Source organism: Chryseosolibacter indicum (genome assembly GCF_018598585.1).
Lineage (GTDB): Bacteria > Bacteroidota > Bacteroidia > Cytophagales > Cyclobacteriaceae > Chryseosolibacter > Chryseosolibacter indicus.
Genome location: NZ_JAHESD010000007.1, coordinates 26531 through 39685 on the forward strand (window position 1 = coordinate 26531; position 13155 = coordinate 39685).

General features: G+C 38.8%; 14 protein-coding genes. 9 read left to right on the top strand and 5 right to left on the bottom strand.

The features are described from left to right. Window positions 1-16: 16 nt before the first annotated feature. Window positions 17-1300 (bottom strand): UDP-N-acetylmuramoyl-tripeptide--D-alanyl-D-alanine ligase, encoded by a 1284-nt coding sequence (locus KK060_RS04940; RefSeq protein ID WP_254152585.1) that lies wholly within the window; start codon window positions 1298-1300, stop codon window positions 17-19. Between the two features lie 104 nt (window positions 1301-1404). Between KK060_RS04940 and KK060_RS04945 the strand changes: the two genes are divergently transcribed. The 6 genes from KK060_RS04945 (at window position 1405) to ftsY (ending at window position 6129) form a co-directional block, all read left to right on the top strand. Then, window positions 1405-3582: a T9SS type A sorting domain-containing protein gene (locus KK060_RS04945; RefSeq protein WP_254152586.1), complete on the top strand. Its 2178-nt coding sequence runs from the start codon at window positions 1405-1407 to the stop codon at window positions 3580-3582. 65 nt (window positions 3583-3647) lie between these two features. Beyond that, window positions 3648-4307, top strand: a complete 660-nt coding sequence (locus tag KK060_RS04950; RefSeq protein WP_254152587.1) for an HAD family hydrolase — start codon at window positions 3648-3650, stop codon at window positions 4305-4307. A 139-nt stretch (window positions 4308-4446) separates the two neighbouring features. Further along, a complete protein-coding gene (gene rpmB, locus KK060_RS04955; RefSeq protein ID WP_254152588.1) occupies window positions 4447-4686 on the top strand; it encodes a 50S ribosomal protein L28 in 240 nt (79 codons plus the stop codon). Window positions 4687-4704: 18 nt separating this feature from the next. After that, the gene (gene rpmG / locus KK060_RS04960; protein ID WP_254152589.1) at window positions 4705-4887 is read left to right on the top strand and encodes a 50S ribosomal protein L33; all 183 of its coding nucleotides are present in this window, start codon (window positions 4705-4707) and stop codon (window positions 4885-4887) included. A gap of 2 nt (window positions 4888-4889) precedes the next feature. Next, entirely contained in the window at window positions 4890-5045 is a 156-nt protein-coding gene (locus tag KK060_RS04965; RefSeq protein WP_254152590.1) for a DUF4295 domain-containing protein, read from the top strand. 127 nt (window positions 5046-5172) lie between these two features. Continuing rightward, the gene (gene ftsY, locus KK060_RS04970) at window positions 5173-6129 is read left to right on the top strand and encodes a signal recognition particle-docking protein FtsY (protein WP_254152591.1); all 957 of its coding nucleotides are present in this window, start codon (window positions 5173-5175) and stop codon (window positions 6127-6129) included. Here the strand turns inward: ftsY and KK060_RS04975 are convergent, their stop codons facing one another. Together KK060_RS04975 and KK060_RS04980 are read right to left on the bottom strand one after the other, a co-directional pair. Then, window positions 6130-6843 (bottom strand): DUF6048 family protein, encoded by a 714-nt coding sequence (locus KK060_RS04975; protein WP_254152592.1) that lies wholly within the window; start codon window positions 6841-6843, stop codon window positions 6130-6132. It lies immediately after the preceding gene. Next, a complete protein-coding gene (locus KK060_RS04980) occupies window positions 6840-7343 on the bottom strand; it encodes a DUF6452 family protein (protein ID WP_254152593.1) in 504 nt (167 codons plus the stop codon). Before KK060_RS04980 ends, KK060_RS04975 begins: the two co-directional genes overlap by 4 nt. Before the next feature lie 185 nt (window positions 7344-7528). Here KK060_RS04980 and rimO point away from each other — a divergent pair, with 185 nt between their 5' ends. The 3 genes from rimO (at window position 7529) to KK060_RS04995 (ending at window position 11072) form a co-directional block, all read left to right on the top strand. Further along, a complete protein-coding gene (gene rimO / locus KK060_RS04985; protein WP_254152594.1) occupies window positions 7529-8842 on the top strand; it encodes a 30S ribosomal protein S12 methylthiotransferase RimO in 1314 nt (437 codons plus the stop codon). Window positions 8843-8928: 86 nt separating this feature from the next. Next, window positions 8929-10497, top strand: coding sequence for a bacillithiol biosynthesis cysteine-adding enzyme BshC (gene bshC / locus KK060_RS04990; RefSeq protein ID WP_254152595.1), 1569 nt, complete (start codon window positions 8929-8931; stop codon window positions 10495-10497). Next, window positions 10497-11072 carry a 5-formyltetrahydrofolate cyclo-ligase gene (locus KK060_RS04995; protein WP_254152596.1) on the top strand — a complete coding sequence of 192 codons (576 nt, stop codon included), beginning with the start codon at window positions 10497-10499 and terminating at the stop codon, window positions 11070-11072. Before bshC ends, KK060_RS04995 begins: the two co-directional genes overlap by 1 nt. Here KK060_RS04995 and KK060_RS05000 read toward each other — a convergent pair. Beyond that, window positions 11069-12115 carry an agmatine deiminase family protein gene (locus tag KK060_RS05000; protein ID WP_254152597.1) on the bottom strand — a complete coding sequence of 349 codons (1047 nt, stop codon included), beginning with the start codon at window positions 12113-12115 and terminating at the stop codon, window positions 11069-11071. The genes KK060_RS04995 and KK060_RS05000 overlap by 4 nt on opposite strands. A gap of 54 nt (window positions 12116-12169) precedes the next feature. Continuing rightward, window positions 12170-13027 (bottom strand): carbon-nitrogen hydrolase, encoded by an 858-nt coding sequence (locus KK060_RS05005; RefSeq protein WP_254152680.1) that lies wholly within the window; start codon window positions 13025-13027, stop codon window positions 12170-12172. Window positions 13028-13155: the final 128 nt, after the last annotated feature.

The following is a 13155-nucleotide window of genomic DNA, read 5'->3' on the forward strand; positions in this document are numbered from 1 at the left end:
GATATTTTGAAATTACTTACAAGTAGTCAACTATAGTTTCGAGGCCTATACCTCGGGATGCCTTTACCAATATAGTAGCATCTTTAATGGGAAAGGTTTTAAGCTCGTCAATCAGCTCGTCTTTCTTGGCAAAATATTTCGCCTTGGGTATTTCATGAAGGGCTGTTTTAAATAATGCACCGCATAAGTACACTTGTTCAAAACCTTTTTCTTTGATCAGCCTTCCTATTTCCTGGTGTTCTTTTGCAGCTTCATCTTCCAACTCAAACATATCGCCGAGAATAAGAACCTTTTTAGGTACATTCATAGCCGCAATGTTTTCAATTGCAGCCTGCATAGAGCTAGGGTTAGCGTTGTAGGCATCTAAAATAATTGCATTGGAATTCTTTCTTACTACCTGAGAACGCATGTTACTGGGTACATACTCAGCAATTGCGCGGTTAGCGAGCTGTGCATCTACACCAAAGAACTTTCCAATACACAACGCCGCAGCTATGTTTTCGAAGTTATAGGCACCAATAAGGTTGGTAGTAATCTCTTCACCATTCTCCGCCAGCACTTTTACTATCGGATCAGCACTTAGCAATTGTGCATGGTAATAATCGCCCTTTTGGGGATATAAAATAGGGGTTGTGAATTGTTTTGCCAGTCTTGCAAGAATCTCGTTCTGTGAATTGATAAATACCTGGCCACCTGTTAGAAGAAGATGCTGATACAATTCTGATTTTCCTTTGATAATGTTCTCAAAACCACCAAAAGTGCCTATGTGTGCTTTACCAATGTTGGTAATAAAGCCATGGGTTGGATTTGCAATAGAAGACAGGAGCGCTATTTCACCTAAATGATTTGCTCCCATTTCAACAACAGCTATTTCTACCGACTTATCAATTGCTAATAAAGTAAGCGGCACTCCAATGTGATTATTCAGGTTTCCCCTGGTAGCGTATGTTTTAAATTTCTTGCTTAATACGGCGTTTACAAGTTCTTTGCTGGTGGTTTTTCCATTAGAACCTGTCAACCCGATTACAGGGATTCTAAGCTGATCACGATGATAGCGGGCAAGCTTCTGTAAAGTATTCAATACATCATCAACAAGAAGACAACGCTCGTTTGTGTTGTATTTCTCTTCATCAATTACAGAATAGCTGGCTCCTTTCTTTAAAGCTTCTTCCGCAAATTCGTTTGCATTGAACTTATCGCCCTTAAGGGCAAAGAATATAGAACCAGAAGTTATTTGCCTTGTATCAGTGGAAACTTTACCACTTTCAATAAACTTTTGATATAAGTTTTCTATTTTCATGATTACCAATAATCTAAACTTTTACGCTGTTGTATGCGCTTTTTATTGAGGCAATATAACAGCATCAGCCGGCCCGCGTTATATTGGTGGCGAATTTAATTCTCATGTTCCGATATTTACTTACCGTATTGCTATACCTTCCTGCCGTATGCCTGGCCCAGTTTACCTATGTACAAGATCAGGGTATACCTGTAAGAGACCTTAACAATAAATTAATTGGAAACCCTTGGGCCGGTGGCTTAAACGCAGCCCAGTATAATACCATGGACCTGGATAATGATGGGTTGGAGGACCTGGTACTGTTTGATCGTATGGCCAACAAGGTGATTACATTTGTAAATATTAGCAACACCTCCTATAAATACTCCCCCGACTTTGAGAAACTCTTTCCTGCTGAAATAACAAACTGGTTATTGCTAAGGGATTATAACTGCGATGGCAAAAAAGACATTTTTACAGGAGATATATTGGGTATTAAAGTATTTACTAATACATATAACGGAAGCCAACTTACCTGGGAAAAGTATTTATTTGATACTGGTGGGCCACAAAAAAGTGAAGTATTAATAACAGAAGGCTCGGCCAAAGTAAATCTTCAACTTGGCTTTGATGACCTACCCGCTATAATTGATGCAGATGGTGATGGCGACCTGGATATTTTTAATTTCCGATATCCCGGAGGCGGAGCTGTAGACTTTCATGAAAATGTGAGCAATAACTGCAATGTTTTAACATTCAAAAGAGTAACAAGAACCTGGGGCAACTTTTCAGAATGCCAGTGTGGCATATTTGCCTTTAATGGAGAAAGCTGTGCACCTGGAGGCCGCATAGAACACGCTTCCGGCAAAAGCCTCCTCGTGTTTGATGCAGATGGTGATGGTGATCTTGATATTGTAATGTCTGAAGCAGAATGCTTCAGGCTTTATTTATTAAACAACACCGGAACAGCCCAGGCGCCGGCTATTACATCATCTACAGATTTTCCAGCTAATAGCCCCGCCAATTTTTACATATTTCCGGGAGCGTTTTATGAAGATGTTGATTTTGATGGTGTGAAAGACATCATTGCTACACCAAATATCTACAGCAAGGAATTTATCAACACCAATCTTCAGCAGTCTAACTGGTTTTATAAAAACAACGGAACGAATACCAGCCCGTCCTTTACATTTATTAAAAGTAACTTTTTGCAGGATGACATGATTGATGTTGGTGATCAATCAGTACCTACATTGATTGATTATGATGGTGACGGAGATTTAGATCTACTTATTAGCAGAAGTGCTTCTGAAAACCTGACCTCTTCCATATACCTTTATGAAAACACGGGAACGAAAGACCTGCCCGACTTTAAATTGGTAACAGAAGACTACTTGAGGTTTTCGCTATTAAATTATTATAATCTTAAAATTCAGTTCGCTGATATCGATAAGGACAATACTACTGATCTCGTCTTTACAGGAACGGACCTCTCAACAGGTAGCACAAGATTATATTACGTGCCAAACAAAAGTGCTGACAAAGCCGACTTCTCGGGTCAATCGGTACATCCAGTCAACTTTAGCCTCTCATTTTCCGAGAACCTGTTTGTAATAGATGTTAATACAGATGGATTGCCTGACTTATTGGTGGGAAGAAGCAATGGCACCATTGAATATTGGAAAAACACAGGCATAGCTTCTGCGCCTTCATTTACACTTGAAAATGCGAGCTTCCTTGGTTTTAGCTCATCAGTAAACAGGCAAAATATGGCCATATCTTCAGGTGACCTTAACGCAGATGGAAAGACCGACCTGGTTTTAGGCGATCAAACCGGGGTAATCAATATTGTCAGCGACTTCAGAAATCGTGGCGACAATGCAGAGCCAATGCACGAAATCATCTTCAATAAAAGGTTGGCCAGCTATACTGATGCTAATTTAGGTGGACGCATATGGCCTGTTGTTGCTAACCTCTTTAATGCAAACCAACCTGCGCTTGTGGTAGGTAATATTCTTGGAGGAATTCAGATACTCAAGAATGACGAAGGCAAATCTTTGGCTTCAAAACCAGTGATAGAAGTTTATCCTAATCCCGTAGCATCATCAGAAATTCTGAAAATAAGAGCCGACAGGCCAGTGACGGTACAGATCTTTTCTTTGCTGGGTGCACTTATGGAGCCCAAGCAAATAGAGGCAAATGAAATCCATGAATTTAAACTTCCTAACCTGGCGGCAGGCCTGTACTTGTTAAGATTTACCTCACACGGAAAAACAACCACCAAAGAGTTAGTCATTCATTAATTAAGGAAATGATCCCGGCGAATAAAAAATACTTCTCATATTTGCGGGCTCATTAAAATTATAAGATGCAACCTATAGCTTTTCTCTTCGACATGGACGGTGTTATTATAGACAGTAACCCTTTTCATAAAACTGCACTTAAACAATTCTGCAAAAAACATGGTCATGAATTGACTGAAGAAGTTTTAAAAGAGAAAATATACGGCCGCACCAACAAAGATTGGCTTACCAACCTTTTTGGAAAACTTGAACCTGAAAAATTAAAAGCTTACGCAGAGGAGAAAGAACAACTTTTTCGCGACCTGTATGAAAACGACATTAGGCTGGTAGATGGACTGGATTCATTTCTTAAAAAGCTGGATGAATATAAGATACCGCGCGCTATTGCCACTTCGGCACCAAGGGCAAACGTCGATTTTACTTTAGCTAAAACAGGAACACATAAGTATTTTGAGACCATTCTTGACGATTCTTTTGTGACTGAAGGGAAGCCGAACCCGCAGATCTATCTTAAAAGTGCTGCTGCGCTAAATTTTAAGCCAGAAAATTGCATTGTTATAGAAGATTCCATTTCTGGCGTGCAGGCAGGAAAAAATGCAGGCTGTAAAGTTATTGGCATCACAACCACGCATATAAAAGAAGAGCTGGCTGATACCGACATGATCATTGAGAATTTTGTCGGATTAGACCCTAAAGAAGTCATTTCACAGCTTTTTCGGGTTTAACTAAGTATCACACAATGGCTAAAAGCACTTTTGCATGGCAAGTTTTTCCCAGAAATGTGGATTCTGACTTGGATTATTAGATTGCTTTTACCGATATTTGCAATCCCTTTAAAAAAGGGGTTAAAATCAAAGAGCTGATATGGCACGAGTTTGTCAAATTACCGGAAAGAGACCTCAAGTAGGTAACAATGTTTCTCACGCGAACAACAAAACGAAAAGAAGATTTTATCCTAATCTTCAAAAGAAGCGTTTTTTCGTTCCTGAAGAAGACCGTTGGATCACATTGAAAGTATCCACTAAAGCTATCAAGACCATCAACAAGCATGGTATTTCTGCTGTATTAAAAGAAGCCAGAGCCAACGGCAACCTGGTGTTATAATAAAAACATTAAAGAATCATGGCAAAGAAAGGCAATAGGATTCAAGTGATTATGGAGTGTACAGAGCACAAAGCTACTGGTATGCCAGGCATGAGCCGCTACATCACTACAAAGAACCGTAAGAATACAACCGAAAGATTGGAACTGAAGAAGTACAATCCTATCTTGAAGAAATATACCGTTCACAAAGAAATTAAATAATTATGGCAAAGAAAGTTGTTGCTACCCTGAAGAAAGGTGATGGAAAAAGCTTTGCAAAAGTTATTAAGGCTGTAAAGTCTGAAAAAACTGGCGCATACACCTTTAAAGAAGAAATTGTTCCTGCTGAACTGGTTAAAGAAACATTAGCCAAAAAATAAGGAATCATCAATTTTAACACGGAAGTCCCTTTTAAAAGGGACTTTTTTTGCTTTTATACTGGCCGCAATTTTTACTAATTTGTAATTATTGAAGTTTCTAGCCATCTCGCTTAAATAAAAAAATACCATGGCATTATTCGGATTGTTCTCAAAAGAAAAGAAAGAATCTTTGGACAAAGGTCTCGAGAAATCTAAAGACAGCTTCTTTTCAAAGTTGGGTAAAGCTATCGTTGGTAAATCAACCGTAGATGATGAGGTGCTGGATAATCTTGAAGAAGTACTGGTTACATCGGATGTGGGTGTTGAAACTACACTTAAAATCATTGAGAGAATACAAGCCCGAGTTGCAAAAGATAAATATATGGGCACCTCAGACCTTGATCGTATTCTTAGAGAAGAAATAGCGGGATTGCTAACGGAGTCCAACGCAAAAGACACTGAAGATTTTGAAATTCCGTCAGGCAAAAAACCATATGTAATTATGGTGGTAGGCGTAAACGGGGTAGGCAAAACTACAACCATTGGCAAGCTCTCTGCTCAATTCAAAAAAAGAGGAAAGAACGTAGTACTTGGTGCTGCGGATACGTTCCGTGCCGCAGCCGTTGACCAGCTTAAGTTGTGGGGTGAACGTGTTGGAGTTCCTGTAGTTGCAAAAGGTATGAATACAGATCCTTCTGCCGTTGCTTTCGAGGCTGTTAAAGAAGGTGTCGAACGAAATGCTGATATTGTTATTGTTGATACTGCAGGCAGATTACACACGAAAGTGAACTTAATGAACGAACTCTCGAAGATTAAGCGAGTGATGGAAAAAGTAGTCCCCGACGCTCCTCACGAAGTACTACTTGTATTAGATGGTAGCACAGGACAAAATGCTGTTATCCAGGCAAGAGAGTTCACAAAAGCAACAGAGGTTACAGCACTTGCCATTACAAAACTTGATGGTACTGCCAAAGGTGGTGTTGTTATTGGAATTTCAGATGAATTTAAAATCCCGGTTAAATATATCGGCGTTGGAGAAAAAGCTGAAGATCTTCAGCCTTTCAACAAAATGGAGTTTGTTGATTCCTTCTTTAAGAAAAATTAATTACTTCTTCTTTTTAGGCGGCAGAATGGGATAAGCTTTCCTGAACGGGATTCTAAAGAAGACGTAATAGTTAAAACCCCAGTAAGTATCTCTATCTGTTCTTCCGTAACCCGGCACTTCATGTGTTAACATCGGGTTAGACGTATTCTCGCTTAATCCGAATTTAAGCCGGCCGGTAAAGCCCAGCCAAACATACTCCCAGATTTTAACTTTTAGGCCACCATTCAATTCCATCCAATGAGCGGTTAAATCATTATTAGAAAAAGTGTGTCTTTGTCCGTCTCCCCAATTCTCATCTCTAGGAATGATAGACATTTGTTCAGAATACCTGGCCCTGCCATATCGCAAGCCGATAAAAAATACATTTCTATCTTCATCACGTGTTAAAAAATTCGCATCTAACCCTATGCGCCAAAAATTGCCATCATTGCTGTAAGCAGAAGAATCTCCTGGATAAGATCTGCTTGATTTTCCGTAATCAACCTCAAAAAGGTATCTGTAAAGATCTACGTCGGCATTTATCTCCCAACCCGAAAAATCGTCTTGTGTTTGTGATTTCACAATACTGATAAGGTCGGTTCCGATGCGTAGACCCGTAGGAAGAAATTTGCTTTTCTTAATAGCCGCGGTATCTAACTTAAGGGAATCAGGGAGCGTCTGAGCAAACACTGGCCAAGAAAGAAGCATTAACGATATCGCCAGTGTAGTTCTCATTTGTAATAATAGATTTCAATATTTCTGGCATTATTATCCCTACCCGGCTCTCGATTAAGAAGCCGTACTTCATCAAAGGTATGCCTAAGGATCCTCAAATTAGAAAGAACAAAACGCTCACCACAATCATCTGAAACATACTGCGCTTGTGTCCTATAGGCAACCACAAGTGTGTCTATTAGAGTATCCTGCACGTTCAAGCTATTTTTGCCATTAAATTTATAGAAAATCAATTCCGTGCTATCATGTAAGAAATCAACTGGCAATCCAACTCTGTCCCCTTCTTTAACGACGCTAGTAGTGTCGGTAAATCGAAATGTTTTTGAACGATTTGCAAAAAAATAAGCAAAAGTATCTATCCCTGTGGAATCTCTGATTGTATCTCTTATAGAGAATCCAACAATATTATTATTCAATGTAAAGCAATCCGGCTCCTCAAGGCATGATATTACCACCATCACCAATAGAATACACCAGATAATATTTCGTATAAAATTCATTTTCGGCCGTAAAGATAAACCAACCGCTTTAAGGCCACATCTCTCATAAGCTATTTTTTAAAATTCAAGGTATTATTTCCGTTCGGTATTCCTGATGCATTATTTGTACCTTTGTGATTTAAACAGTACTGCTCTTCCGAATTATAAGAGCAAGTTTGTTGTTTAGAAGGCTACCTGAAGGCAAAATGAAAACAAAAGGGATAAAAAACACCAAAGTAAACATAGTTACACTAGGCTGCTCTAAAAACCTGGTTGACTCAGAAGTGCTGCTCACGCAATTAAAAGGCAACGGCATTAATGCAGTTCATGAATCAGCACAAGACGACGCCAATGTTGTTGTTATAAATACCTGCGGTTTCATCGATAATGCCAAGCAAGAATCTATTGACACCATTCTTCGTTACGTAGATGCAAAAGAGGAAGGTGTTGTTGATAAGGTTTATGTGACAGGGTGCCTTTCCCAGCGATATAAAGATGATCTCGAAAAAGAAATTCCTGAAGTAGATGCCTGGTTTGGTACACGAGATCTTTCCCGACTCTTAAAAGTTTTTAAAGCCGATTACAAACACGAACTTGTTGGTGAACGCATCTTAACTAATCCAAGCCATTTTGCATATTTGAAAATATCAGAAGGGTGCGACCGTCCATGTTCTTTTTGTGCTATCCCGTTAATGCGGGGTAAACATATTTCAAGGCCTATTGAAGAACTGGTGAAAGAAGCAAAAAACCTGGTAAAAACAGGAACCAAAGAACTGCTTATTATCGCGCAGGATTCTACGTATTACGGTTTAGACCTTTACAAAAAAAGAAATTTAGCAGAATTGCTTAAAAACCTTTCGGATGTTGAAGGCATCGATTGGATAAGACTACACTATGCATTTCCTGCCGGGTTCCCGATGGATGTTTTAGATGTTATGGCAGAAAGACCAAACATTTGTAAATACCTCGATATTCCACTTCAGCATGGGTCAACTAAAATGCTCCAGATGATGAGAAGAGGGATTACCCGTGAGAAAACCGAAGAGCTTCTTGCTACAATACGCTCAAAGGTGCCTGGCATTGCCATCAGAACAACAATGATTACCGGACACCCTGGTGAGACAGAAGATGAGTTTAACGAACTCTATGATTTTGTAGAAAAGTCTAGATTCGACAGACTAGGAGTATTTGGTTATTCGCACGAAGAGAATACACATTCGTACTCTTTTAATGATGATGTACCTGCCGAATTAAAGCAAGAAAGAACCGATGCTATTATGGAGCTGCAGCAAGGCATTTCACTTGAGTTAAATCAAAATAAAATAGGTAAAACCTTTAAAGTTATTATCGACAGAAAAGAAGGTGGCAATTATATTGGCCGCACCGAGTTCGATTCACCTGAAGTAGATAACGAAGTAATTATTGATGCTACATCTGAGTACTTAAGAGTTGGTGATTTTGTTAATGTTAGAGTTAAGGATACATCAGAATTTGACCTTACAGCAGAGCTTGTTAAGTAACAATATAATTTCTTAGAACCTTATCATTAAATTGCCGTTATTCGATTATGGTTTAAAATTTCCACCACCCATATCTTGTTGTTAACATGCGGCTAACGAAAATTCCGTTTACAGATACAAAAGCGTTCTCTTCATTTTTTACAGATTATATTCATCAGAAAGAATCGTTAAAACCTTTCTTTGATCAATTCCCTTCAATAGAGAATTTTAACAAAACATTAACAAATAAAGGTCAGTCTTTTAGTACTGAAAACCGAAAGGTGCTTGAAGCGGTAATTCAAAAACAATACTCTTCTCTAATACAGTCAGAGCCTGTTAGAAACAATATTGCCTCTCTCACAGATTCTAAAACTTTCACAGTAACTACCGGGCACCAGCTTAATATTTTCACCGGCCCCTTATACTTTATTTATAAAATAGTTACGGTCATTAATGCTTGCAGAGCGCTGAAGAAAAAGTATCCTGCATACAGCTTTGTTCCTGTTTATTGGATGGCCTCAGAAGATCATGACTACGATGAAATAAAATACTTTCGTCTGTACGGAAAAAAATATGTGTGGGAAACCAAACAAACCGGAGCTGTCGGCAGATTTAAAACAGAAGGCTTTGAAAAAATTCTGAATGAATTACCAGGCGACGTAACGCCGTTTAAAGAAGCCTATTTAAAACACAAAACGCTTAGTGATGCTGTAAGGTATTATTTTAATGAATTGTTTGGGAACGAAGGTGTAGTTGTAGTTGATGCCGACGACCATGATTTAAAATCGCTTTTAAAAGAAGTGATGAAAGAAGACATTCTCAAACAAGCCACAATCAATCATGTTGATAATACGAACAAAGGACTTGAAGACTTGGGTTATAAAACGCAGATCTTTTGTCGCGATATTAACTTCTTTTACCTCGATAACAATATTAGAAGCCGAATAGAAAAACAAGGAGACAGATTTCAAGTTTTAGACACTCAACTTAATTTTTCTGAAGAGGAGATACTGACGCTAATCAATACACAACCTGAAAAGTTTAGTCCAAATGTTATTCTAAGACCGCTGTATCAGGAAATCATCCTTCCTAATCTCGGTTATGTTGGTGGCCCGGCTGAAATAGTATACTGGCTACAGTTAAAAGCAGTGTTCGATCATTTTAATACACCATTTCCTGTTCTCATACCAAGAAATTTTGCATTAGTCATCGATCATACTGTTAACAGAAAGCTTGAGAAGACAGGATTAAATTTAACAGACTTCTTCGAGGAAAAGAATTATATATTTAACCACTGGGTACTAAAAAACACCAGGCACAATCTAACTGTTGGAGAAGAACACAATACCATTAGCAATATCTACAACTTATTAAGAAAAAAAGCCGAGTCTATCGACCCAACGTTAGGCCCATTTGTTGGTGCAGAAGGAAAACGTGCTATAAATAGCCTTGAAAAGATCGAGCGCAAACTTCTTCGGGCAGAAAAAAGACTACATACAGATAGACTTAAACAAATAGAAAGTGTTAAAGATGCGTTGTTCCCGAATGGTAATCTTCAGGAAAGAACCGATAATTTTCTTAACTTTTATCAGCAAGACAATCGATTTATTGCTAAGTTGATAGAACACTTTGATCCTTTTGATTTTTCCTTTAATGTTTTAACGTATACTGAATAATGACAAAAGAAGCACTTAGAAAATTGTTCCTTGAGAAGAGGTCATCGCTTTCGCAAGAGACTTATGATAAGTTAAATGAAAGCCTTATTGACAACTTTTTTAAGTCAATCGACTTCTCAACACTAAGTGTTCTTCATTCCTTTCTTCCTATTGAAAAAACGAAAGAACCAGATACACGAAAACTTATTAAGCGAATTAAGAAACAATTGCCTTCTGTAAAGATAGCGATACCGAAGATCAACACGCAGACATCTAACCTGGATCACTTTTATTTTGAAGGAGAAAATCAGTTAGAAAAAAATACATGGGGCATCCCTGAGCCCAAGCAAGGTGTGCCCGTGCCATTGGAAAAAATCGATGCTGTTATTGTTCCTCTTTTAGCTTTCGATAAGAGCGGTCACCGAGTAGGATACGGAAGAGGCTTTTACGATAAGTTCTTAAATCAATGTACAGGAAGGATACAAAGAATTGGTATCTCCCTGTTCCCTCCCGTTGATGAAATTGAAAACGTAAATCTTAACGATCAGCGATTAACTTGTGCAGTTACTCCTGACGAGGTTTTTGTCTTCGACTAGACTGCCGGCTCTTGTTGACTTAAGCAATGGAAAGATCCTAGGCCCCAGATAATATCAAGAGAGTCAAGTCCTACCACCTTTCGGTCAGTAAAACATTGCTCTAATAGCAACAACGCTTTATCGTCGTTTTTATCTCGGAAAGTTGGAACAATAACATACTTATTGCCTATATAGAAGTTTGCATACGATGCAGGGAGTCGCATGTCTTCGTGTATAACAGGAGATGGCATTGGCAATTCAATTATGTTCATTTGCTTGCCGTTCTCAAGCCTCAGTTTCTTAAGAAGTTTAAGATTTTCCTGAAGAGGTTCGTAATTCTCATCCTTCTTATTGCTCTCAACAACTGTAACTACGGTATCCTGGTTTACAAACCTTGTAAGGTCATCTATATGTCCATCAGTGTCATCCCCCACAATTCCATCACCTAACCAAAGAATATTATCAACTCCATAATACTTATGAAGGTATTCTTCAATCTGCTGCTTATTTAAATGAGGATTTCTGTTTTCATTTAATAAGCAAGAAGTCGTTGTTAAAACGGTACCCGTACCGTTGAAATCAACAGAGCCACCCTCCATTACAATACCCGGATAGTAAACCGGAATATTATAATGTTTTGCAATCAGCGTCGGGATGTTGTCGTCAAGATCAAAAGGAGGATACTTCCCACCCCATGCGTTATAGCCCCAGTCTACAACAATCTTCTTTTGTTCTGCCTTTGGATTAACCAGAAAAGCAGGTCCATGATCACGACACCATGCATCATTCGTTGGATGAAAAAAGAACTGGATATTGTTTAAGTCAGCACCAACCTCATACAAGTACCCGATGGCTTTTTGCTTCATCGCTTCATCAATCACATTAATATTAACCTTCTCACCTTCGGCAAGAAGTTTAATAAACTGTGCATACACAGGGTAAATACTTTCAATCTTGCCGGGCCATGACGCCTCCTTGTGAGGCCAGCTCAGCCATGTTGCAGTATGTTTTGCGAATTCAGCTGGAAAATAATATCCGTGTTCTTTAGGAATAAAGCTATTCAAGAATTTAAGTGTTTAAGGTCCGAAAGTTATAAAGTTCATTTAAGAACTTAACTGTTAGATCTCTTCGTCGATATAACGCTTGGTAATCGGTTGATAAGAGTCTATCCTCCTGTCGCGAAGGAAAGGCCAATGCGTTCTGTAACGATCCGTTTTATCGAGATCCAGTTCCTGAACATGTACTTCTTCCTTATCATGGGAGGCTAGATAAAGTAATTTACCAAAAGGATTGGCAATAAAAGAACCACCCCAAAACTTCATTGCTCCATTTTGCTCCAATCCTACACGATTAACACTTACTACGTGAATGCCATTTGCTACCGCATGACTTCGTTGAATTGTCTGCCATGCATTGTATTGTTCATTATTTGTGTCTTCGTCCTGAGACGTTGCCCAACCAATAGCAGTAGGATAGAAAAGTATTTCGGCTCCCATTAAGCTTGTAATCCGAGCTGCCTCGGGGTACCACTGGTCCCAGCAAATTAAAACTCCTATTGAAGCGAATTTGGTCTTAAAAACCTTATATCCAAGGTCACCAGGGGTAAAGTAAAATTTCTCATAATACGCGGGATCATCGGGTATGTGCATCTTGCGATACTTACCGAGGTAAGTGCCGTCAGCGTCAAGCACAGCTGTTGTGTTGTGGTAAATACCATTTGTACGCTTCTCAAATAATGACGCGATAACTACCACTCCAAGTTCTTTGGCAACTTTAGATAGCGCATCAGTAGATGGACCTGGAATTGGCTCAGCCAGTTTAAAATTCTCGTAATCTTCTACATCACAAAAGTAAAGTGATGTAAATAGCTCCTGAAGACAAACAACCTGTGCTCCTTTGGCTGCAGCTTCCTGAATTTTAGTAATAGCTTTTGAAAGGTTTTCTTCTTTATTGGCGGTACAAGACATTTGCACCATTCCAACTTTTACTTTTTTATTAGACACGTCACTATAATTAAAGTCGCACAAAAATAGTTCTATCCTACCAAATAATCATAAATAAGAAGGCCTTCCCTTTTTACAGAGAAGGCCTCCAAGGAAAATCT